21 protein-coding genes and 1 pseudogene are annotated in these 20,422 nt (G+C 68.3%); 7 read left to right on the forward strand and 15 right to left on the reverse strand.

Translation table 11 applies throughout. From position 1 onward, the window contains the following. Window positions 1–186 precede the first annotated feature (186 nt). Window positions 187–636 carry a PRC-barrel domain-containing protein gene (locus F3S47_RS07340; RefSeq protein ID WP_223877751.1) on the forward strand — a complete coding sequence of 150 codons (450 nt, stop codon included), beginning with the start codon at window positions 187–189 and terminating at the stop codon, window positions 634–636. On the opposite strand, the pseudogene F3S47_RS07345 reads toward F3S47_RS07340, so the two are convergent. Continuing rightward, window positions 633–1,058 (reverse strand): annotated as a pseudogene (locus tag F3S47_RS07345) (cupin domain-containing protein). The gene F3S47_RS07340 and the pseudogene F3S47_RS07345 overlap by 4 nt on opposite strands. 174 nt (window positions 1,059–1,232) lie before the next feature. Here F3S47_RS07345 and F3S47_RS07350 point away from each other — a divergent pair. Next, window positions 1,233–1,835, forward strand: a complete 603-nt coding sequence (locus tag F3S47_RS07350; protein WP_191090113.1) for a PRC-barrel domain-containing protein — start codon at window positions 1,233–1,235, stop codon at window positions 1,833–1,835. A gap of 74 nt (window positions 1,836–1,909) precedes the next feature. Here the strand turns inward: F3S47_RS07350 and eno are convergent, their stop codons facing one another. From eno to tyrS, 4 genes are all read right to left on the reverse strand, one after another. After that, the gene (gene eno, locus F3S47_RS07355; RefSeq protein ID WP_150444597.1) at window positions 1,910–3,187 is read right to left on the reverse strand and encodes a phosphopyruvate hydratase; all 1,278 of its coding nucleotides are present in this window, start codon (window positions 3,185–3,187) and stop codon (window positions 1,910–1,912) included. Between the two features lie 55 nt (window positions 3,188–3,242). Continuing rightward, window positions 3,243–4,139: a DMT family transporter gene (locus tag F3S47_RS07360; RefSeq protein WP_150444598.1), complete on the reverse strand. Its 897-nt coding sequence runs from the start codon at window positions 4,137–4,139 to the stop codon at window positions 3,243–3,245. A 1-nt stretch (window position 4,140) separates the two neighbouring features. Further along, complete coding sequence (locus tag F3S47_RS07365; protein ID WP_150444599.1) at window positions 4,141–4,554, reverse strand: Fur family transcriptional regulator; 414 nt, start codon at window positions 4,552–4,554, stop codon at window positions 4,141–4,143. A gap of 216 nt (window positions 4,555–4,770) precedes the next feature. Further along, window positions 4,771–6,021, reverse strand: a complete 1,251-nt coding sequence (gene tyrS / locus F3S47_RS07370; RefSeq protein WP_150444600.1) for a tyrosine--tRNA ligase — start codon at window positions 6,019–6,021, stop codon at window positions 4,771–4,773. A gap of 64 nt (window positions 6,022–6,085) precedes the next feature. Between tyrS and F3S47_RS07375 the strand changes: the two genes are divergently transcribed. Together F3S47_RS07375 and F3S47_RS07380 are read left to right on the forward strand one after the other, a co-directional pair. Further along, complete coding sequence (locus tag F3S47_RS07375) at window positions 6,086–7,210, forward strand: anhydro-N-acetylmuramic acid kinase (RefSeq protein ID WP_150444601.1); 1,125 nt, start codon at window positions 6,086–6,088, stop codon at window positions 7,208–7,210. Window positions 7,211–7,415: 205 nt separating this feature from the next. Beyond that, window positions 7,416–8,030 carry an outer membrane protein gene (locus F3S47_RS07380; protein ID WP_150444602.1) on the forward strand — a complete coding sequence of 205 codons (615 nt, stop codon included), beginning with the start codon at window positions 7,416–7,418 and terminating at the stop codon, window positions 8,028–8,030. A gap of 129 nt (window positions 8,031–8,159) precedes the next feature. Here the strand turns inward: F3S47_RS07380 and F3S47_RS19545 are convergent, their stop codons facing one another. The 9 genes from F3S47_RS19545 to F3S47_RS07425 all read right to left on the reverse strand — a co-directional run bounded on the left by F3S47_RS19545 (window position 8,160) and on the right by F3S47_RS07425 (window position 16,688). Next, a complete protein-coding gene (locus tag F3S47_RS19545) occupies window positions 8,160–9,359 on the reverse strand; it encodes an ABC transporter ATP-binding protein (RefSeq protein WP_223877752.1) in 1,200 nt (399 codons plus the stop codon). Beyond that, window positions 9,356–10,156, reverse strand: a complete 801-nt coding sequence (locus tag F3S47_RS07390) for an ABC transporter permease (RefSeq protein WP_150444603.1) — start codon at window positions 10,154–10,156, stop codon at window positions 9,356–9,358. The genes F3S47_RS19545 and F3S47_RS07390 overlap by 4 nt, the downstream gene beginning before the upstream one ends. Then, window positions 10,153–11,025 carry an ABC transporter permease gene (locus tag F3S47_RS07395; RefSeq protein WP_150444604.1) on the reverse strand — a complete coding sequence of 291 codons (873 nt, stop codon included), beginning with the start codon at window positions 11,023–11,025 and terminating at the stop codon, window positions 10,153–10,155. The genes F3S47_RS07390 and F3S47_RS07395 overlap by 4 nt, the downstream gene beginning before the upstream one ends. Before the next feature lie 172 nt (window positions 11,026–11,197). Beyond that, window positions 11,198–11,710 (reverse strand): acyloxyacyl hydrolase, encoded by a 513-nt coding sequence (locus F3S47_RS07400; RefSeq protein WP_150444605.1) that lies wholly within the window; start codon window positions 11,708–11,710, stop codon window positions 11,198–11,200. Window positions 11,711–11,968: 258 nt separating this feature from the next. Next, window positions 11,969–12,586, reverse strand: coding sequence for a TetR/AcrR family transcriptional regulator (locus tag F3S47_RS07405; RefSeq protein WP_150444606.1), 618 nt, complete (start codon window positions 12,584–12,586; stop codon window positions 11,969–11,971). Next, a complete protein-coding gene (gene ppk2, locus F3S47_RS07410; RefSeq protein ID WP_223877753.1) occupies window positions 12,579–13,493 on the reverse strand; it encodes a polyphosphate kinase 2 in 915 nt (304 codons plus the stop codon). Before ppk2 ends, F3S47_RS07405 begins: the two co-directional genes overlap by 8 nt. Next, window positions 13,493–14,440 carry an alpha/beta fold hydrolase gene (locus F3S47_RS07415; RefSeq protein ID WP_150444607.1) on the reverse strand — a complete coding sequence of 316 codons (948 nt, stop codon included), beginning with the start codon at window positions 14,438–14,440 and terminating at the stop codon, window positions 13,493–13,495. Before F3S47_RS07415 ends, ppk2 begins: the two co-directional genes overlap by 1 nt. A gap of 380 nt (window positions 14,441–14,820) precedes the next feature. Continuing rightward, window positions 14,821–15,765, reverse strand: coding sequence for a homoserine O-succinyltransferase (locus F3S47_RS07420; protein ID WP_150444608.1), 945 nt, complete (start codon window positions 15,763–15,765; stop codon window positions 14,821–14,823). A gap of 65 nt (window positions 15,766–15,830) precedes the next feature. After that, the gene (locus F3S47_RS07425; RefSeq protein ID WP_150444609.1) at window positions 15,831–16,688 is read right to left on the reverse strand and encodes an ATPase; all 858 of its coding nucleotides are present in this window, start codon (window positions 16,686–16,688) and stop codon (window positions 15,831–15,833) included. Window positions 16,689–16,877: 189 nt separating this feature from the next. Here F3S47_RS07425 and F3S47_RS07430 point away from each other — a divergent pair, with 189 nt between their 5' ends. Further along, window positions 16,878–17,720 (forward strand): SDR family oxidoreductase, encoded by an 843-nt coding sequence (locus tag F3S47_RS07430; protein ID WP_150444610.1) that lies wholly within the window; start codon window positions 16,878–16,880, stop codon window positions 17,718–17,720. 86 nt (window positions 17,721–17,806) lie between these two features. On the opposite strand, the gene mnmA is transcribed toward F3S47_RS07430, so the two are convergent. Beyond that, window positions 17,807–18,946: a tRNA 2-thiouridine(34) synthase MnmA gene (mnmA, locus tag F3S47_RS07435; RefSeq protein ID WP_150444611.1), complete on the reverse strand. Its 1,140-nt coding sequence runs from the start codon at window positions 18,944–18,946 to the stop codon at window positions 17,807–17,809. 128 nt (window positions 18,947–19,074) lie between these two features. On the opposite strand from mnmA, the gene sciP reads away from it, so the two are divergent. Next, window positions 19,075–19,353, forward strand: coding sequence for a CtrA inhibitor SciP (gene sciP / locus F3S47_RS07440; protein WP_150444612.1), 279 nt, complete (start codon window positions 19,075–19,077; stop codon window positions 19,351–19,353). 92 nt (window positions 19,354–19,445) lie between these two features. Next, window positions 19,446–20,162, forward strand: a complete 717-nt coding sequence (gene ctrA / locus F3S47_RS07445) for a response regulator transcription factor CtrA (RefSeq protein WP_150444613.1) — start codon at window positions 19,446–19,448, stop codon at window positions 20,160–20,162. Window positions 20,163–20,422 lie beyond the last annotated feature (260 nt).

Consider the following 20,422-nt stretch of genomic DNA (forward strand, 5'->3'; position numbering starts at 1 on the left):
GGAGGGCATGACGTTCAGGCCGCAGGCAGAAACCGGGCGGTACATCAAATATCGAGCCTGAACGGCAAGACTCACGGGGCGCTTCGGCGCCCCGTTTTTTCTTCGGCATGCCAGCGGTGCCGGGAACGGCGGGGCCGGGCCCGGCGTTCTATGGCAAACGTCTTCCTGCATAGAGGAGCTAGTTCCATGCGCCTTGCCATCGCGCTGACCACCGCCCTGTTTCCCCTCGCCGCCACCGCCCAGGACGCCGCCGCCATCGATGACGGCTCCGCCCAGATGAGCGACATGGCCCAGATGGTCCGGGCCGAGGACGTGGCCGACGCCGAGATCTACACGCTCTCCGAATCCTACGACGAAGCCTTCTGGGACAGCGGCGACAGCTTCGGGCCCATGCTCAGCGACCTGCAGTCGATCGGCGAGGCCGAGGACGTCATCCTAGACCGCGAGGGCCGTGTCGTCGGTGTGACCGTCGACGTGGGCGGCTTCCTCGGGATCGGCGACAAGGACGTGCTCCTGCCGCTCGCCGACATCCGCCTCGTGCCCGAGGGCGACGACGACCTCGTGATCGTCACCCGCCTCTCGGAAGAGGAGCTGGAAGAGCAGGACGATCTCTCCGGAGTCTTCGGCGACGACTAACGCGGAATGTCGAAGCCCGGCTCTGCGAGGGTGAAGCCCTCGAACCGGAAGCCGGGCGAGACGGTGCAGCCGACCAGCGTCCAGTCGCCCATCGTGCGCGCCATCTGCCAGTGATGCGGGGGAACCAGGGCCTGGGGCCGTTCCCCAGCCAGAAGATCGGGGCCCAGCCGGTGATCCACGGCGGGCCCCGTTTCTCGTTCGGAGATCGAGAGGGTCAGCGGCGCGCCCGCCTAGAAGTGCCAGATCTCCGCCGCGTCGACCCGGTGCCAATGGCTGTGCTCGCCCGCCGCGAGCAGGAAGTAGATGCAGGTTCCGGCGGGGCGCTCGCCGGTTTCGGTGCCGGCCTCCCAGGTCTGCCGGAAATGCCCGCCCTCGGGGTGCGGGGAGAGGTCCAGCAATTCGATGATGCGATCCGCGTTCATTCCCCTACGTTAGAGAGCTCCATTCCGGCCGTCCATCGCCATGCAAAATGGGGAAACTGCGAGGCCTTCCCTTAAGGCATTGAGAATAAAGTTGAAAAATTCGGGGGGCAGCTTCGGAACATTCACCCCCACTGCCCACGTTGGTTAGGCGAAACGCAAATGAAAGGAGACGACATGCTTACGCGTATCGCTCTAACCACCTCCGCCGCCGCTCTCGCCACCGCGCTTGGTACCGCGGGCTTTGCCGAGAGCCACACGAGCGAAACCGGCTCGGATATGTCCGGCGAGAACACTGAAAGCACCATGAACGCGGAAGCGACCATGGAAGACACCGACGGCGCCAACTCCGGCGAGCAGTCGGGCGAGACCATGACCGCCTCCAACGATTCCACCGACGAGTATCCGTCGGGCACGATGGATGAGCAGAGCATGGAGAACATCATCCGTGTGAGCGAAATCCTCGACGGCGATGTCTACACGCTGCAGACGTACGACGAAGCCGAGTGGGCCGACATGGACTCCTACGACGGCGTCAACACCGAGTGGGACCAGATCGGCAACATCACCGACGTGGCCCTCTCCGCCAACGGCGAAGTGACCGGCCTCGTGGTCGAGACCGGCGGCTTCCTGGACATCGGCGACAGCCACGTGCTCGTGAACCTCGACGACGTGAAGCTCGTGAACCCGGAAGGCGACGTGGAAGCCTATTCCTACGTCACCCGCATGACCGAGGAAGAGCTTCAGAACCTCGAGAACGTCGGCGAAAACTGGTGGTAATCCGCTAGAACCGGATCATCCAACGGAGAAGGGGGCCTTTCGGCCCCCTTTTTCGTGCGCGGTTGAGGGCTTCCTCAGGACTTGAGGATCGAGCGCCCGGCAAAGGTGGCGGCCGAGCCGAGGCCTTCCTCGATCCGGATCAGCTGGTTGTACTTCGCGAGCCGGTCCGAACGCGCGAGCGAACCGGTCTTGATCTGCCCGCAGTTCGTCGCGACCGCGAGATCCGCGATGGTCGCGTCCTCGGTCTCGCCCGAGCGGTGGGACATGACATTCGTCATACCGGCCCGGTGCGCCATCTCGACGGCCTGCAGCGTCTCGGTGAGCGAGCCGATCTGGTTCACCTTGACCAGCATGGAGTTCGCGGCGCCCTTCTCGATACCCATGGCGAGGCGCTTGGGGTTGGTCACGAAGAGGTCGTCGCCCACCAGCTGCACCCGGTCGCCGAGCGCCTTCGTCAGGGCGACCCAGCCGTCCCAGTCGTCCTCGGAACAGCCGTCCTCGATGGAGATGATCGGGTAGTCCTTAACGAGCGCCTCGAGGTAGGCCACGTTCTCTTCCGGGGAGAGGGTCTTGCCTTCGCCCGCCATGACGTACTGGCCGTCCTTGAAGTATTCCGTCGCCGCGCAGTCGAGGGCGAGGCAGATGTCCTCGCCGGGGGTGTAGCCGGCCTTCTCGACGCTGCGCAGGATGAAGTCGAGCGCGTCGCGGGTCCCGTTGAGGTTGGGCGCGAAGCCGCCCTCGTCGCCCAGCCCGGTGGACATGCCGGCGTCCGAAAGCTCTTTCTTGAGCGTGTGGAAGACCTCGGAGCCGTAGCGCACGGCTTCGGCCACGGTCTCGGCCGAGACCGGCATGATCATGAATTCCTGGATGTCGATGGGGTTGTCGGCATGCTCGCCGCCGTTGATGATGTTCATCATCGGGACGGGCAGGGTGCGGGCCGAGGTGCCGCCGACGTAGCGGTAGAGAGGCTGGCCGCAGAAGTCCGCCGCGGCCTTGGCGACCGCGAGCGAGACGCCCAGGATCGCGTTGGCGCCGAGCCGGCCCTTGTTGTCGGTGCCGTCGATCTCGATCATCGCCATGTCGATCTCGACCTGCTCGGTGGCGTCGTAGCCCAGGATCGCCTCCGCGATCTCGCCGTTCACACTGGCCACGGCGTCGCGGACGCCCTTGCCCTTGTAGCGATCCTTGTCGCCATCGCGCCGCTCGACCGCCTCGTAGGCGCCGGTGGAGGCGCCCGAGGGGACCGCAGCGCGACCCATGGTGCCGTCCTCGAGCGTCACGTCCACCTCGACGGTGGGATTGCCGCGGCTGTCGAGGATTTCTCTGGCGTGGATGTCGATGATGGTGCTCATGGGGCTCCCCGGAGTGGATGATTGCGCTAACGGCGCTCGAAACCTGTCCCCCCGCCTATAACGTGGCACCCCGCGCGAGGGAAGCGGTGCGACGCTTGAGCTGCGCCTCGCGCCAGAAGGCGTAGAGCCCCGAGCCCACGATCAGCGCGGCGCCCGCGTAGGTCGCGGCGTCGGGCCGTTCGCCGAAGAAGACCGCGGCGATGACGAGCGCGAAGAGGATGCGCGAGTAGCGGAAGGGCGCGATCACCGACATCTCTCCGATGCGGGTGGCCGCGACGATGGTCGAATAGGCGATCATCCCGACCAGCAGCGTCCCGGCTACGCCCGCCAGGATCATTGGTGAGGGCGTGACGAGATCGTCGCCGCCGACAATCAGCATCACTGCGCCCGCCGGCACGATCACCGCGAAGGCGGTCGCCGAGAGCTGCATCGAGGGCACGCCCGCAGGAATGCGCCGCGTGGCGAGGTCTCGTGCCGAGAGTCCCGCCACGCCCAGCAGAGCCCAGAGGGTCGCCGGGTCGAACCCCTGCGCGCCCGGCCGCATCACGATCAGGACGCCCAGGAACCCGAGCCCCACCGCGGTCCAGCGCCGCCAGCCGACGGTCTCGCCGAGAAAGACCGCGGCGCCCATGACCACCGCCAGGGGCACCGCCTGCAGGATCGCCGAGGCGGTCGAGAGATCGCCCAGAGTGAAGGCCAGGACGTAGCCCAGCGTGCCCAGCAGCTCGCAGAGGTTCCGGAACAGGACCGCCGGCGAAAGCAGCGCGCGGGTGAAGAGCTTCTGTCTCCGGACCGCCAGCAGGATCCAGTAGGCCAGGAGCCCGCCTGCGCCGATCAGCATCATCACCTGGCCGGTGGGAATCGCCGTCGAGAGGGCCTTGATGAAGGCGTCCTCGACCGCGAAGCCGGCCATGGCCAGCGTCATGAAGAGCGCGCCGCGCAGGTTGTCCATGTCAGTCGTCTTTCAGCCGTCGGCCGTAGAGTTCCAGCCGGTGGCCGGTGAGGCGGTAGCCCAGCTTGCGCGCGATGCGCTCCTGGAGCTCCTCGATCTCGGGGTCCACGAACTCGATCACGTCGCCGGTGTCGAGGTCGATGAGGTGGTCGTGGTGTTCTCGCTCGGCCCGCTCGTAGCGGGCGCGGCCGTCGCCGAAGTCCAGCTTGTCGAGGATTCCCTGCTCCTCGAAGAGCTTCACGGTCCGGTAGACCGTGGCCAGCGAGATCGCGCTGTCGGCCGCGGAGGCCCGGGCGTAGAGCTCCTCGACGTCCGGATGGTCGGTCGCGTCCTCGAGCACCGCCGCGATGGTCCGGCGCTGGCCGGTCATCCTCAGGCCCTTGGCCTCGCAGCGCTGCAGGATCGTCTTCGCCATCGGCCCGGTCGCGGTTGCTGGTCCGTCCCGCTTAGCGCAGCCACGCCGCCGGGACCAGTGGGCAGCGACCGCGCGGTGCGGCCTTGCGGCCGCGCTGGATCTGCCCGGCCCCGCCGTGGGCGGGTCCGGGCGACAGGGGGGCTGTCTGCCCCCCGTCCGCGCGCGCGGCGCGCAGACTCCCCCCGAGGGATATTTCCGCCCAGAAGAGGACCCGGCTCAGCCCAGCTGGACCAGCGCGTGGCGTTTCTTGCCGGCGGAGAGCTTGATCGGGGCGGCGAGCCTCTCGGCGTCGATCATGAGACCAGCGTCGGTCAGCGGTGCGTCGTCGATCCGGGCGCCATTGTCGGCGATGAGGCGCTTGGCCTCCTTGCCGGAGGAGGCGAGGCCCGAGCGGACGATGAGCTGGACGACCGAGATGCCCTCGCCGAGTTCCTCGGCGCTGACGGTCAGCGTCGGCAGGTCGGCGCCCACGCCGCCCTTCTCGAAGACCTCGCGCGCCGTGGCCTCCGCCGCCGCGGCGGCCTCGGGCCCGTGCAGCAGGCTCGTGACCTCGTTGGCGAGGATGATCTTGGCATCGTTGATCTCGGAGCCGCCGAGCGCGCCCAGCCGCTCGCACTCCTCCACCGGAAGCTCGGTGTAGAGCTTGAGGAAGCGGCCGGTGTCGGCGTCGGTCGTGTTGCGCCAGAACTGCCAGAACTCGTAGGGCGAGAGCATCTCGGAGGAGAGCCAGATCGCGCCGCCCTGGCTCTTGCCCATCTTGCGTCCGTCGGAGGTGGTCAGCAGCGGCGTGGTCAGGCCGAAGATCTCGTGGTCCAGCACCCGCCGCGTCAGGTCGATGCCGTTGACGATGTTGCCCCACTGGTCCGAGCCGCCCATCTGCAGCAGGCAGCCGTAGCGGCGGTTGAGCTCCAGGAAGTCGTAGGCCTGAAGGATCATGTAGTTGAACTCGAGGAACGAGAGCGACTGCTCCCGGTCGAGGCGGGACTTCACCGACTCGAAGGAGAGCATCCGGTTCACCGAGAAGTGCCGGCCGATGTCGCGCAGGAACTCGAGGTAGTTCAGCCCGTCCAGCCACTCGGCGTTGTCGAGCATGAGCGCACCGTTCCCCTCGGCGCCGTAGTCGAGGTACTGGGCGAAGACGGACTTCATCCCCGCGATGTTCTCGCCGATGGCCTCGGGCGTCAGCAGCGGGCGCTCGTCGGCGCGGAAGGAGGGGTCGCCCACCTTCGTCGTGCCGCCGCCCATGAGGGTGATCGGCTTGTGGCCGGTCTTCTGGAACCAGCGCAGGAGCATGATGTTCAGCAGGTGCCCCACATGCAGCGATTTGGCCGTGGCGTCGTAGCCGATGTAGGCGGTGACCTGTCCCTCCGAGAGCGCGTCGTCGAGCGCCTGGTAATCGGTGCAATCGGCGAGAAAGCCGCGCTCCATGATCGTCGCCATGAAGTCCGATTTCGGATGGTAGGTCATCGCTCTTGTCCCTGCCTTGGCTGCGCGGCACTCTATAGGGCGCGAGCGGGACGAGGAAAAGACGATGCTGAAGGGCAGGGGGCCGGTGCAGGCCCTGGGCGCGATGTCGGGCACCTCGCTCGACGGGGTGGATGCCGCGGTGATCGTGACCGACGGCGAGCGAATCCACGAGTTCGGGCCCTCGGCCTACCGGCCCTATTCGCCGACCGACCGGATGATCCTGCGTGCGGGCCTGGGCCTCTGGCCGGGCGAGCCGGGTGTCGCCGCCGCGACCGAGGTCGTGGACGAGACCCACATGGCGGCGCTCGAAGGTTTCCCGGCCGAGATCGTGGGCTTTCACGGCCAGACCCTCGCGCATGAGCCGGAGGGGCGCGGAACCCACCAGGCGGGCGACGGCCAGGCCCTGGCGGATTTCCTGGGGATCCCGGTGATCTGGGATTTCCGCAGCGCCGACGTGAGGCTCGGCGGGCAGGGGGCGCCGCTCGCGCCATTCTACCATTTCGCCCTGGCGCGCTGGCTGGAGGCGAAGGAGCCGCTGGCCTTTCTCAACCTCGGGGGCGTCGGCAACCTGACCTGGATCGACCCCCGCCTGCCGAAGCCCGAGAGCGACGGCGCTCTGCTGGCCTTCGACACGGGCCCCGCGAACGCCCCGGTCGACGATCTGCTCTGGTCGCGGCGGGGCCAGGCGCGGGACGAGAACGGGGCCCTCGCGCGCGAGGGCACGGTGCGCGAGGACCTTCTCGACCGGTTCCTGTCCGATTCCTACTTCCTGCGGATTCCGCCCAAATCCCTCGACCGCGGCGCCTTCCCGGCGCTCGCCGGATCGGTGGCGGAGCTGCCGGATGCCGACGCGGCGGCGACGCTGACGGCCTGCGCGGCGGCCTCGGTGGTGGCGGGTCTCGATCACTGCCCGGTCCCGCCCGAGCGGCTGCTCGTGACCGGCGGCGGGCGGCATAACGCGACGCTGATGGAGATGATCGCCGCCGGGACCGGGATCCCGGTGGCCCCGGTGGAGGAGGTAGGAATCGACGGCGACATGCTGGAGGCGCAGGCCTTCGCCCATCTCGCCGTCCGGGTCATTCGGGGGCTGCCCACCTCGGCGCCCGGAACCACTGGCGTCGCGGCGGCGGTCGGGGGTGGCGTGCTCTCGCGGCCCGAGGCGCGCCCCGCGAGTCTCTCCACCGGCTGACCGCCGCGCAAGCCCATTCGCGACAGGCGCGTCCCCTGCCTGCGGGTCACGCGGCGGGATGTGGCTCAGGCCGGAGAGCGCGGCGGCAATCCTCTGCTCAGTGTCTCCCCTGTGGATTGAACCAGGGCCGTCCAGTGCCGTTATCGGTGCAGAGGCCACGCGCCGACCGGCGCAAAGGTCCAGTTCAGATACGGAGCAGTCCCAGATGAAAACTCTCACGATTTCCGCCCTCGCGCTCGTCGCCGCGGGTCCCCTCTCCGCTGCCGGTCTCGACCAGCCCGCCGCCGATCCGGTGGTGCCGGTCCAGCCCGTCGCCCCCGCGCCGGTGGTCAGCACCGGCGGCGACTGGAGCGGCTTCTACGGCGGTGCCCAGCTGGGCTACGGCCAGATCGAGGCGGAAGACGCCGCGCCCTCCGGCGATGCCGAGGGCGAAGGCGCGACATACGGTCTCCACGCCGGTTACCTCTATGACTTCGGCGCGGTCGTCGCCGGTGCCGAGGTCGACTACGATTGGACGAACATCGAGGACGAGGACACCGGCACCGAGGTCGACGACATCGCCCGCGCCAAGCTGCGCCTCGGCTACGACGCCGGCCGCATCCTGCCCTATGTCACCGCCGGCGCCGCCATGGCCGAGACCAGCGGCGGGCTCTCCGGCGAGGATACCGGCCGCTTTGCCGGTGTCGGCATGGAATACCGCGTGCGCGACGGTGTCCGCGTGGGCGCCGAGGTTCTGAAGCACGAGTTCGAGGACTTCGACGACAGCGGCGTCGACGTCAGCGCGACCACGGCCAACGCCCGCGTGTCCTTCGAATTCTGAGAGTTGCCGAATCCGGGCCGGGGCGCATCACCCGGCCCGGTGCGGAGGACCGTGTCATACTCATCCCCCGATGGGTCCTCCGCCGCGGGCGGCGCGTCTTGATTGGCGCGCCGTCCGACTGACGCCCGGTCAGTGCCCCAGCGGCACCAGCGAGCGTTCGTCCCAGGCCACGCGCGTCTTCGCGCCCACCTCGAGAACCGGGCGGCCGATCAGGTTCTTCATGGAAATCGTCAGCGGCTTCTCGACGCCCTCGATGCGGACGTCGTAGTAGGTCATGTCACCGTAGTAGACGACCTCGTCGACGACCCCGTCGACGGTCCGGCTTGTGGTCTGCTCGCCCTCGAAGAGGACGGCGAGCGTCTCGGGCCGGATGCCGACCGTGCAGCCTGTGTGGCGCAGCGCCTCGGGCACGCGCTCCTTCGGCAGAACGGCCCGGCCCAGTCCGGCCACCTCGACCTCGATGCCGGAGACGTATTCCGGCAGCGCCTTGGGCGCCTTCGGCAGCAGCCCGATCTGGCGACGGAAGCGCGTGAGCATCGGATCGTCCGTCGGCCGCTCGGGCGCGGCCGTCTTGCGCTCGGAGACCTCGCCCCCGACGCGCGCGTCGAGGAAGTTCATCAGTCCGATGAAGGCCGCCACCCGCCGGGACTTCGGTCGGCGGTAGAGCGTCTCGGGGTCGTCCATCTGGCCGATCTCGCCCTCGAACATCACGGCGATCCGGTCGGACATGACCAGCGCCTCCTCCTGGTCGTGGGTGACCAGGATGAAGGTGATGCCCACCTGCCGCTGCAGGCGGATCAGCTCCACCTGCATCTGCTCGCGCATCTTCTTGTCGAGCGCCGAGAGCGGCTCGTCCAGCAGCAGCACCTTGGGCTGGAGGATCAGCGCCCGGGCCAGAGCCACCCGCTGCCGCTGCCCGCCCGAGAGCGCATGCGCGCGGCGGTTGCCGTAGCCCCCGAGGCCCACCATCTCCAGCGCCTCGCCCACGGCGCGGCCCTTCTCCTCCTTCGAGCGGGGATCCTTGCGCAGCCCGAAGGCCACGTTCTCGGCCACGGAGAGATGCGGGAAGATGGCGTAGGACTGGAAGACCATGTTGGTCGGCCGGTGGTTCGCCGCCACGCCCTTCATGTCGCGCCCGTCGATCCGCAGCACGCCGGAGGAGGGGGCCTCGAACCCGGCGATGGTGCGCAGCAGCGTGGTCTTGCCGCAGCCCGAGGGCCCCAGCAGCGAGAAGAACTGCCCCTGCGGGATGGTCAGGTCGATGTCCCGCAGCGCGTGGTAGTCGCCGTAGTACTTGTTGAGCCCTTCGAGGGCGATCAGGTCGGTCACAGGAATCCCCCGGTATCCTTGAGGCCCGCCCGGGCCAGCCCGCGCCGCCGCATGAGCTCGGCGACGGTCAGCAGGACGATCGACAGCGCGACGAGGATCGTCCCGAGCGCCATGACCACCGGCAGCCGCTCGGGAAAGCGCAGCAGGCCCCAGATGTAGACGGGCATGGTGGGCGAGTTGCCGCTGAGGAAGAAGGCGATGATGAACTCGTCGAGGCTGATGGTGAAAGAGATCAGCAGCGAGGAGATGATCCCCGGCGCCACCAGCGGCAGCGTCACCAGCCGGAAGGCGCCCCAGCGCGACTGGCCGAGGTCCATCGCCGCCTCTTCCATCGAGCGGTCGAGGTTCTGGAAGGCGCCGTTCAGCACCGCGATACAGAAGGGTGCGCAGATCAGCGTATGGGCGAGGATGATCGTCCAGTTGCCCAGCGTCAGCCCGAAGACCCGCACCACGACCACCAGCAACGAGACCGCGACGATGATTTCCGGCAGCACCAAAGGCAGCATGATGAATCCCAGCACCCCGCGCTTGCCCGGGAAGTCTTCCATCGTTCCCGCCCGCGCGGCGCACATGCCGAGGCAGGTCGCCAGCACGGCGGAGGTCACCGCGATGATCAGAGAGTTCTGCACGGCCTCGTGCAGCGCCGGCGTCGTGGCCAGCGCCGCGAACCACTCGGTCGTGAAGCCCTGCAGCGGGAAGGCGATGATGGTCCCGTCGTTGAAGGCGAAGATCGGCAGCAACGCGATCGGCGCGTAGAGGAAGATCAGGTAGGCTATCGCGTAGATGCGCAGACTCATTGCGACCTCAGCCACTTGCGGTTCAGCCAGATGAAGAGCAGCGCGATCACCGTGACGCAGAGCATCGCCACGATGGCGAGCGCGGCGCCCAGCGGCGCGTTGTTCAGGCGCAGGAACTGGGTCTGAATCATGTTGGCGATCATCAGCCCGTTCGGCCCGCCCACCAGCCGAGGCGTGACGTAGTCGCCGATGGTGGGGATGAAGACGATGAGCGCGGCCGCCACTACACCCGGCATCGCGAGCGGCAATGTGACCCGCAGAAAGGTCGTGACCCGCGATTCACCCAGGTCGCGCGAGGCCTCGATCAGCGAGTGGTCGATCTTTTCCAAGGCCACGAAGATCGGCAGAATCGCGAAGGGCGCGAAGGCATGGGCCAGCGTGATGACCACCGCGTTCGCGTTATAGAGGATGAAGGTCAGTGGCTCGTCGATGAAGCCCAGCCCTAGCAGCGAGGTGTTGAGCACGCCGTTGTAGCCGAGGATCACCTTCCAGAGGAAAACCCGGATCAGGTAGCTGGTCCAGAACGGGATCGTGATGAGGAAGAGCCAGAGCGACTTGCGGCTCGGCGCGACGTGGAAGCTCACGAAATAGGCGATCGGGAAGGCGAGGATCACCGTGACCACCGTCACCGACCCGGCGATGAGGACCGAGCGCACGAGCAGCTGGCGATAGATCGGCTCGCCCAGCGCCTCCTGGTAGTTGCGGAGCGTGAAGGTCCGGTCGATGTCGAGAAAGTCCTGCGTCCAGAAGGAGAACAGTAGGACCGCCGCCAGCGGCAGCGCCAGCAGGAGCACGGCATAGGCGAAGGGCACGGAGACGAGCTTTATCGCGCGCTTGGCGTCGTCTCCCAGCCGTCCGAGTGAAGCCATTCCGCCCCCGTTTCCTTCGTCCCGTCCGAGGTTTCACCGCAACGCGGCGACTTGCAATGGGCAATGCTGTGGCGCGCCGCAGGTCTTCGCCCGGTGCGGGGCGGCGGTGGTCGATCGGCACGCGGTCCGCTCAGGAAAGCCGCAGGGACGGGACCGTGCTCGGACCCGTCTCTTACCGCAGCGGGAAGGAGACCCGGAGCCCGTAGGTTTCCAGGCCCGGGTTGTCGTCCTGTATCCCGGCATTCGAGCGGTGGTCGTAGTAGACCCCGACCCGCGCCTCGTTGAGGAACTCGTAGGAGACGCCGAGCGAGGAGCGGAACTGCAGGTTGCCGCCGATGTCCGGCCCGTCGCCGGGGGCGTAGAAGCCCGGCATCAGCGAGCCCTCGATGGTCACCCCGCGGCCGAAGTCGTAGTCGGTCCGCAGGCCGAAGCCCGCCCAGGCGGTGGACTCGTCGGAGACCGAGAACCCCACGGCGGGCTGGAACGGCCCGTAGCTCCGGGGCAGGGCGTAGTCGAGGGCGATCTCCTGCCCGATGCGCTCTTCCTGGTAGGACACCGCGCCGGCCTGGATGCCGAGACGCCCGGTTTCCGGCACCTCGGCCAGGCAACCGCTTGTCGGACAGTAAGTCAGCCCCATATCGGTAAGGCCCATCACGACGAAAATGACCGCGAGCGTGCCGTCCATCCTGCTCTCCCGTGTTCTTGCCCGCCCTCGTTCTAGCGGCGGAGTTGCGCCTCTTCCAGAGCGCCGAGGCAACTCGTTCCGCCCTGGTGCGTTGAGGCATCGAAGCGGGCAGGCCCGCCCGCGGCACACCGTATTTCGGAGATCGCCATGACCGCTCTTCTGGACCGCCTCATCGCCCTCGTCCTGCCTGCGCCCGCGCCGCGGCCGATCCCGGTGCGTGTCGAGCGCGCGCCCGACCCGCGCCGCCCGCGCTGAGCCTCACGCGTCCGGCGGAACGAGGCCGAGGCCCCTGAGATAGATGCCGATTCCCGTCTCGAGGAGATCCTCGGGCGGGAACGGCGATTTCGTCCCCGGCGAGCCCCGGGCGAAGAGTTCGACCACCCCGTGGCTCATCGCCCAGATATGGGCGGAGACCATCTGCGGCGGCGGGCGCTTTTCGGGCGGGATGTGACCCGCCAGTTCCTCCGCCGCCCTTTCCAGCACACCCAGCGCCCGCGTCGCGACCTCGTGCAGCTCGGGGGTGCGCTGGATCGATATGCCCGATTCGAACATCGCCACGTAGTGGCCCGGGAACTTCCGGGCGAAGGCGAGGTAGGCCCGGCCCACGGCCTCGAATGAGGCCAGCGCCGAGGGCTGTCCGCCGGCATAGGCGTGATCCATGAGGTCCGCGAAGATCTCGTAGCCCTGCCGGGCGGCCTCGGCGATCAGATCCGCCCGTCCCTCGAAATGCCGGTAGACCGCAGCCGGGGTCACCCCGGCCTGCTTGGCGGCCTCCGACAAGGTGAAGCCGGTTGGGCCCCGCTCCTCGATCAGGGTCAGCGAGGCATCCACCAGCGCCTGCCGGAGGTTGCCGTGGTGATAGCCGCGCTTAGGCATCCCAGACGTCGAGACCCCCGCAGATCGCCGTGTCGATCTCGCCGACGCGGCCCGGACGCTTGCCCGAGTAGTCGACCGCGCCCAGCACGGTCCGGATCGCCTGGAGCCGCGCCCGGCGTTTGTCGTCGGACCGTACCACGGTCCAGGGAGTGGCGGGCAGGTCGCTGCGATGCAGGGTCTCGCCGATCGCGGCGGAATAGGCGTCCCACTTCCGCAGTCCCTCGACGTCGATCCAGCTCAGTTTCCACTGCTTGAGCGGATCCGTCTCGCGCTTGAGGAAGCGGCGCAGCTGCTCCTCCCGCCCGACGTTCAGCCAGAGCTTCACGAGGTGGATGCCGTCGTCGGTGAGCATCGCCTCGAAGCCGGGCAGCTGCCGGAAGAAGTGCTCCCGCTGCGCAGGGGTGCAGAAGCCCAGCACATGCTCGACCACGCCGCGGTTGTACCAGGAGCGGTCGAAGAGGACGAACTCGCCCGCCGTCGGCAGCTGCTCGACGTAGCGCTGGAAGTACCATTGCCCGATCTCGCGGTCCGAGGGCTTGGGCAGCGCCACGACGCGGGCCACCCGCGGGTTGAGGTTCTCGGTCATCGCCTTGATCGTGCCGCCCTTGCCGGCGGCGTCGCGCCCCTCGAAGACCACGACCACACGCTTGCCGGTCTCGGCCACGTCGGCCTGGAGGCGGACCAGCTCCTCCTGCAGCGGATCCATCTCGCGGTGGTAGTCTTCCGAGGAGAGGCGACGGTCGTAGGGATAGCTCTCGGAGAGAATGGCCTTCTTCGGCGCGTCGAGGACGGCGGCCCGGACGTGCTCCGGCGCCTCCTCGGCAAGGTAGGCCGAGATCGCGCCGTCGAGCGGGGTATCGAGGAGGCTGTCCGTCATCGTCGCGGCAGTATCGCGGGGCGCAGGCATCAGCGCAATCCGGCCCGCGCGGCGGCCCGGTCCACCGCCTCGGCGACCTCGCCGGGCACCACGTTCTGCGGCAGGTGTCCGATCCCCTCCAGCCGGGTGAGCCGTCCGGATGGGATGCGCTCGGCCAAGGGTTCGGCATGGATCTCGAGCGGGACGGTGCTGTCGGCGGTTCCGTGTATGACCTCCACCGGCACTTCGATCTCGCCGTAGCGCTGCGAAAGCGCGCGCAGCTCGTCCTTCAGCGTGGCGCGCTGCGCGGCATTGGCCCGCAGGCTCTCGGGCCGGAGCGTGAGCGGCGCGCCGATGGCCTCGCCGTAGCCCTCCGGCATGTCCTGGGGCGCGAAGACGCTGCGCACCTGGTCCTCGACGTACCACTCCGGCACCCAGGCCGAGATCAGCGGCACCGCGACCGCCGAGCCCAGCGCGCTGGAGTTGATGCGGTAGAGCAGCGGCAAGCCGCCCTCCCAGGGCATGGCCGCCGCCGAGACGGTGACGAGCGCCGAAAGCCGCTCGGGGAAGTGCACCGCCCAGGCCAGCGCCACCGCGCCGCCATAGCTCTGGCCGAGGACCAGCGGGCGCTCGGCCCCCAGGGCCTGTGCCGCCCGCGAGAGCAGCTCCGCCTGCGGCACGATCCCTTCGTCGCCCGCCAGCCTGTCGGTATACCCGAGCCCCGGCCGGTCGAAGACGATGACCCGGTACTGGTCCGTGAGGCGCTCCGCGAGGCGGAAGGTCATGTCGCGGGTATTGCCGCTGGAGCCGTGGATCAGCACGACATCCGGCCCGTCGCCCCGGACCACCGCGTGAACGGTGCGGCCCTCGACCTCGACGGCCTGGCCCTGCGGGGGATAGGCATCTTCCGCCGCGGCGGTCCGGGCGCGCACCCGCCAGAGCGTGGCGAGCGCGATGACGAGGGCGGTGACGACGAGGAGAAGGATCAGGATGCGCATGACCGACCCCATCTAGGCGCTTTCGCCCCGGCGCACACCCGCGCCGCGACGGAAAAATCGAGCGGCGACCGGGACGTGATCCAGCGGAGAGCCGCCCCGCGGGGGCGGCTCGCTCGATCCTGGTGCCCTTTGGCAGGTCGTCGGCGGATGCGGCGGGCGACCGCGCGCACGGCGGATCGCAGAGCCTCCGGCGGCGATACGGGAAGACGATGAAGGGCAGGGGCCTCTGTCCCCGAGGCCGCGGTCCCGGCGACGCCGTCCGCCCGCCGGTCCGACCATCCCTCGATGCCGTCTCGTTGACCGCGTTGCGTCGACTGGCGGGACTCCGGAATTGGGAGCGATATCAATGGCCTGTAGGAGCGTCCAAATTTGGACGCCTCTCACTTGCGCAGGTCGGTCATGTCCTGGCCGATGCGCTCCATCTCGAAGGGCGTGGTCAGGTAGATCTCGGAGATCCAGTTGCCGTAGAGCAGGTGGGCATGGCTGCGCCAGCGGTTCTGCGGCGGCCGGGCGGGATCGTCCTCGGGGTAGTAGTTGCAGGGCACGCCGATGGGCTCGCCCTTCTCCACGTCCCGGTCGTACTCCTCCTTGAGCGTGCCGCTGTCGTATTCGAGGTGATTGAAGATGTAGAGCGCCCGGTGGCCCGGATCCTCGACCAGGCAGGGGCCGGCCTCGGCGGAATCGATCAGCACCCGCAGCCCCTCCGCCGCCTCGATCTCGGAGCGCTTCATCTCGGTCCAGCGCGAGACCGGCATCACCATGTCGTCGGAGAAGCCGCGCAGCAGCGGATGTTCGGGCGCACAGTTCTCGTGCCGGAAGCAGCCGAAGGCCTTGGCGTCCAGCAGGTGCTTCTTCACCCCGTGGAAGTGGTGGATCATCGCCATCCCGCCCCAGCAGACGCCGAAGGTGGAATGCACGTTGGTCTGGCTCCACTCGAAGACCTGCCGCAGCTCGTCCCAGTAGGTGACCTCCTCGAAGGGCAGGTGCTCGATCGGCGCGCCGGTGATGACGAGGCCGTCGAATTTCTCGCCGCTCGTGGCGACCTCCTCGAAGGGCCGGTAGAAGGCCTCCATGTGCTCCGCCGCGGTATTGCGGGTCTCGTGGCCGGTCATGCGGATCAGGTTGAACTCGATCTGCAGCGGCGTCGCGCCGATCAGCCGGGCGAACTGGGTCTCGGTCTGGATCTTCTTCGGCATGAGGTTCAGCAGCGCGATGCGCAGCGGCCGGATGTCCTGCCGCGCCGCCAGCGCCTCGTCCATCACCATGACGCCCTCGCGGCCGAGGACGGAGTAGGCGGGCAGGCTGGCGGGCAGTTTGATGGGCATGCGGGAACCTCTGGGTGGAAACCGGACCGGACTTAGGACGCGTCCGCCGGGGGCACAAGACGGGGTCAGGCGCGGGCGATGGCCTCGGCGATGAGCTCGACCGCCTCGCTGGCCGATCCGACGCGCGCCACGTCGTTGGCCCGGACGGTGACGCCCCAGCGGGCCATGGCGCCGTAGAGCGGCGCGCGGTGGGCGAGCGCGCGGGCGTAGGTCCAGCGGATGAAGGCGTCGGGATCGACCTCCTCCTCGCTCCGACCGGTCTCGGCGAGGTAGGTCCGCCAGGCCCCGTCGAGGAAGTCGGGCTGGTAATACATCGGCTTCGGCGCGGCGTCGAAGCGGCGGACGAGCGTCTCGGTGTGATCCTCGCTCCCCTCGATATGCACCATGAGCAGTCGCTCGGAGAGGTGGCTGAGCACCGGGTCCCCGGAGTCGGTGGGGTCGACCACCTCGCAGATCGAGCCGCCCGAGTCGCAGACGAAATGCGGATAGCCGTAGAGCTCCTGCGCCCGCTCGATGAAATGCCCGGTATCGAGCAGCGCGCTGATCTCGGCCTCGCGGTGCTGATCCTGGCGCTTGCGGTAAGCCGCGAAGGGCAGGCCGCCCCGCGCCGGGTCGCCGGGCTTGCCGAGGTAGGTGGAGAGCGGAGCGAGGTTCTCGAAGGTGATGTTGGAGCCGATGTAGATCGAATCCGTCATCAGGAGTTCCCGCAGGAGCGGCACCTTCATCGCCTCGCGCTTGGCGTTGTCGGCGATGAATTCGCCCATGTAGCGGGTGCCGATGCGGTAATCGATCGAGTAGTGGAACCACTCCCCCGTCCCGCGCAGCAGGGCCGCGAGCCGGGTCTTGCCGAGGCCCGACATGCCGAAGAAGAGCACGCGTTTTTCCGGCGCCGCGCGCCAGTCGGATGGGGAGGCGTAGATCATGAGGCAGAGCGATACCCATGGCGCGGGCCCTGCGCCAGAGGGCGCGGGTGCGGCGGGCTCCCGGCGCGGCTTTGCGGCGACAGCGCGCGGCGGCCACCGCGACTGTGCGCGGGCGAACGCCGCACGGGGCTTCAAGCCGCGCGGCGGGGCCCTAGGTGGCGGGCGAGAGTTCAAGCAAGGAGTGCCGCCATGTCCATTGCCGTGACCGGATCGACCGGCCATCTCGGACGCCGCGTGATCGCCGGGCTAAAGGGGGCCACAGACACCCCCATCGTCGCGCTGGCGCGAGACCCCGCCAAGGGCGCGGACCTGGGCGTGGAGGTCCGCGCCTTCGACTACGACAGCTCCGGAACGCTCGCGCCGGCCCTGGAGGGTGTCGAGACTTTGCTGCTGATTTCCGGCAGCGAGCTCGGCGAACGCAGCCGGCAGCACCGTGCGGTTATCGAGGCCGCGAAGGAGGCCGGCGTGGGCCGTGTCGTCTATACCAGCGTGCTGCACGCACCGACCTCGACGCTCGCGCTTGCGCCGGAACACCGGGAGACTGAGGCGGCCCTGGCGGAGTCGGGTCTCGCCCACACTCTTCTGCGAAACGGCTGGTACACGGAGAACTATGCCCCGGCCGTGAGCACCGCGATGGAGCACGGTGCCGTCTTCGGTGCCGCAGGCAGGGGCCGGATAAGCTCCGCCACGCGGGACGACTTCGCCGCGGCCGCCGTCGCCGCCCTGACGCGGCCCGAGACAGAGGGGCAGGTCTTCGAGCTGGCGGGCGACGAGAGCTGGACCATGGACGACCTCGCCGCCGAGCTCACCCGCCAGACCCAGCGCGAGATCCCCTACCGCGACATGAGCGTGGAGGAGTACGCCGGACTGCTGCAGCAGAGCGGCATGCCCGAAGGCATGGCCGGGATGATCGCCGGTATGGATGCCGAAATCGCCAGGGGCGTGCTTCACGACGACAGCGGGGACCTGTCGCGGCTGATCGGGCGACCGACGACGCGGCTCTCCGACTGGGTGGCGGCGCAGCTGTCCTGAACCGGGGAAGGGGGGCTCTGCCCCCCGGCGCCTGCGGCGCCTCCCCCCGCGGTATTTTCAGCCAGATGAAGAGAGGGGCGCGGCGGCTAGTGGCCGCGCCAGATCCAGCCGCCGCCGAGCACGCGGGTGCTTTCGGGATCGTAGAAGACGCAGGCCTGTCCCGGCGAGACGCCTTCTTCCGGTGAGAGCAGTTCGACCTCGGCCTCGGTGGCCGAGAGCGGGCGCAGGACGGCCTCGGTCGGCGGACGGGTGGAGCGGACCTTGACCGCAATGCGACGCTCGGCCGTCGCGTCGAAGGGACCGTCGCCCAGCCAGTTGACCTCGCGCACGGGGACGGTGCGGGTGGCGAGCATCTCCTTCGGGCCGACCACGACCCGGTGCGCGTCCACGTCGAGCTTCACCACGTAGAGCGGCTCGTCGAGGCCGCCGATGCCGAGGCCCCGGCGCTGGCCGATGGTGTAGTGGATCACGCCCCGGTGCTCGCCCAGCACGCGGCCGTCGGCGTGGACGATCTCGCCGGGCTCCGCCGCGCCGGGGCGCAGCTTCTCGATGACCGAGGCGTAGTTGCCGTTCGGCACGAAGCAGATGTCCTGGCTGTCGGGCTTGTCGGCGACGGTCAGGCCGTGCTTCGCGGCGAGTTCGCGCGTGGCGGCCTTGCTCTCGAGGTGGCCCAGCGGGAAGCGCAGGTAATCGAGCTGCTCGGGGGTGGTCGAGAACAGGAAGTAGGACTGGTCGCGGTTCGTGTCGGCGGCCGAGTGCAACTCGGGGCCCAGATCGCCCATCTTGCGCTGGATGTAGTGGCCCGTCGCCATGCAGTCGGCCTCGAGATCCTTGGCGGTCTCGAGCAGGTCCTTGAACTTGACCCGTTCGTTGCAGCGAATGCAGGGGACCGGCGTCGCGCCGGCGAGGTAGCTGTCGGCGAACTCGTCCATGACCGCGTCGCGGAAGACATTCTCGTAATCGAGCACGTAATGCGGAAAGCCCATGGCCTCGGCCACGCGGCGGGCATCGTGGATGTCGCGCCCGGCGCAGCAGGCGCCTTTCTTGGCCAGCGCTGCGCCGTGATCGTAGAGCTGCAGCGTGACCCCGACCACGTCGTAGCCTTCCGAGGCGAGCTCCGCCGCCACGACGGAACTGTCCACGCCGCCGGACATGGCGACGACGACGCGGGTCTCGGCCGGGGACTTGGCGAAGCCGAGCGAGTTGAGGGCCGGATCGAGGGGCATGGGCGCTCCGCTGGATGAGGAGAGCGCGGAATATAGGAAAATCCGAGGCATTCTCAACCCCCGGCCTTCACACGCGCTTAAGCCACGGGCGGCAGGATGGCGGTCATTGCAGGCGGGAGACATGAGGCATGTATCTCCGGAAAATCGATGGGCCGAGATCGGTCAGGCTGCCGGACGGCACGGTGATGACGCGGGCGGATCTGCCCCCCCAGGGAACGGTGCGCTGGGTGGCCTCGCGAAAGGCCGCCGTCGTGAAGGCGGTCAATCACGGGTTGCTCGCCAGGGAAAGCGCGCTCACCATGTACGGGCTTTCGGACGAGGAATTCGCGGAATGGGAACGCGCGGTAAAGAGTTTCGGCGAAGCGGCACTTCGGACGACGGCGTTGCAGAAGTATCGACAACTCTAAATAGAGCTTCTGATTTCCGTTAGGTCGGTAACGCGGGATTAACCTTTTCGGTCTAGGACTCATTCAAGGAACCGATAAGACGGAGACTCCTGATGCGCGTGCTTCTGGTGGAAGACGATCCGACGACCTCGAAGAGCATCGAACTGATGCTGACCCACGCGAACCTGAATGTCTACGCGACCGACCTGGGCGAGGAAGGCATCGACCTTGCGAAGCTCTACGACTACGACCTGATCGTCCTCGACCTCAATCTGCCCGACATGAACGGCCTCGACGTGCTGCGCCAGCTGCGGCTCGGCCGGATCGACACGCCGATCCTGGTTCTGACCGGCGAGGAGGCGACCGAGAGCAAGCTGAAGAGTTTCGGATTCGGTGCGGACGACTACCTGACGAAACCGTTTCACCGGGAAGAACTCGTCGCCCGGATTCATGCGATCATCCGGAGGTCGAAAGGCCACGCCCAATCGGTCATCCGGACCGGGCGGATCGTGGTCAACCTGGACGCGAAGACGGTCGAGGTGGATGGCAAGCCGGTCCATCTCACAGGCAAGGAATACCAGATGTTCGAACTCCTGAGCCTGAGGAAGGGGACGACGCTGACGAAAGAGATGTTTCTCAACCATCTCTACGGGGGAATGGACGAGCCGGAACTGAAGATCATCGATGTTTTCATCTGCAAGCTTCGGAAGAAACTGAGCGAAGCCAATGGCGGGGAAAACCACATCGAAACGGTCTGGGGGCGGGGCTATGTCCTGCGTGACCCCGAGCCGCGCAGCCTCGACCCGGAACGGGTCGCGATCGGGGCCTGACCGCCAGCTCCCCTCCCGTGCGGCTTTGGCCTGCGAGTTGGCCATCGGAAAATCGAGATCGGCGAACCGCCCGCGATTCAGACTGGCGAGAGGTCGCCCGCTCGGCCGAGGACAGGGACGGAAACCCGGTCGTAGGGGTGAAGAGACGGGGCGAGGTCATGGAGATGCCACGCACCCGGCGTCTCGTTTGGGGATCGGACCTCGGCTCCGACGGTCCGCTGCATCTGGACGGGTCGCGGCGCGGGGGATAGCACTGCCGG

The sequence above is a fragment of the Histidinibacterium aquaticum genome (assembly GCF_008710275.1).
GTDB classification, from domain to species: Bacteria; Pseudomonadota; Alphaproteobacteria; order Rhodobacterales; family Rhodobacteraceae; genus Oceanicola; species Oceanicola aquaticus.

Coding starts and splice junctions, on each gene's coding strand:
- F3S47_RS07340 (WP_223877751.1), top strand. CDS start 187: ATGCGCCTTGCCATCGCGCTGACCACCGCCCTGTTTCCCCTCGCCGCC.
- F3S47_RS07350 (WP_191090113.1), top strand. CDS start 1,233: ATGCTTACGCGTATCGCTCTAACCACCTCCGCCGCCGCTCTCGCCACC.
- eno (WP_150444597.1), bottom strand. CDS start 3,187: ATGAGCACCATCATCGACATCCACGCCAGAGAAATCCTCGACAGCCGC.
- F3S47_RS07360 (WP_150444598.1), bottom strand. CDS start 4,139: ATGGACAACCTGCGCGGCGCGCTCTTCATGACGCTGGCCATGGCCGGC.
- F3S47_RS07365 (WP_150444599.1), bottom strand. CDS start 4,554: ATGGCGAAGACGATCCTGCAGCGCTGCGAGGCCAAGGGCCTGAGGATG.
- tyrS (WP_150444600.1), bottom strand. CDS start 6,021: ATGACCTACCATCCGAAATCGGACTTCATGGCGACGATCATGGAGCGC.
- F3S47_RS07375 (WP_150444601.1), top strand. CDS start 6,086: ATGCTGAAGGGCAGGGGGCCGGTGCAGGCCCTGGGCGCGATGTCGGGC.
- F3S47_RS07380 (WP_150444602.1), top strand. CDS start 7,416: ATGAAAACTCTCACGATTTCCGCCCTCGCGCTCGTCGCCGCGGGTCCC.
- F3S47_RS07390 (WP_150444603.1), bottom strand. CDS start 10,156: ATGAGTCTGCGCATCTACGCGATAGCCTACCTGATCTTCCTCTACGCG.
- F3S47_RS07395 (WP_150444604.1), bottom strand. CDS start 11,025: ATGGCTTCACTCGGACGGCTGGGAGACGACGCCAAGCGCGCGATAAAG.
- F3S47_RS07400 (WP_150444605.1), bottom strand. CDS start 11,710: ATGGACGGCACGCTCGCGGTCATTTTCGTCGTGATGGGCCTTACCGAT.
- F3S47_RS07405 (WP_150444606.1), bottom strand. CDS start 12,586: ATGCCTAAGCGCGGCTATCACCACGGCAACCTCCGGCAGGCGCTGGTG.
- ppk2 (WP_223877753.1), bottom strand. CDS start 13,493: ATGCCTGCGCCCCGCGATACTGCCGCGACGATGACGGACAGCCTCCTC.
- F3S47_RS07415 (WP_150444607.1), bottom strand. CDS start 14,440: ATGCGCATCCTGATCCTTCTCCTCGTCGTCACCGCCCTCGTCATCGCG.
- F3S47_RS07420 (WP_150444608.1), bottom strand. CDS start 15,765: ATGCCCATCAAACTGCCCGCCAGCCTGCCCGCCTACTCCGTCCTCGGC.
- F3S47_RS07425 (WP_150444609.1), bottom strand. CDS start 16,688: ATGATCTACGCCTCCCCATCCGACTGGCGCGCGGCGCCGGAAAAACGC.
- F3S47_RS07430 (WP_150444610.1), top strand. CDS start 16,878: ATGTCCATTGCCGTGACCGGATCGACCGGCCATCTCGGACGCCGCGTG.
- mnmA (WP_150444611.1), bottom strand. CDS start 18,946: ATGCCCCTCGATCCGGCCCTCAACTCGCTCGGCTTCGCCAAGTCCCCG.
- sciP (WP_150444612.1), top strand. CDS start 19,075: ATGTATCTCCGGAAAATCGATGGGCCGAGATCGGTCAGGCTGCCGGAC.
- ctrA (WP_150444613.1), top strand. CDS start 19,446: ATGCGCGTGCTTCTGGTGGAAGACGATCCGACGACCTCGAAGAGCATC.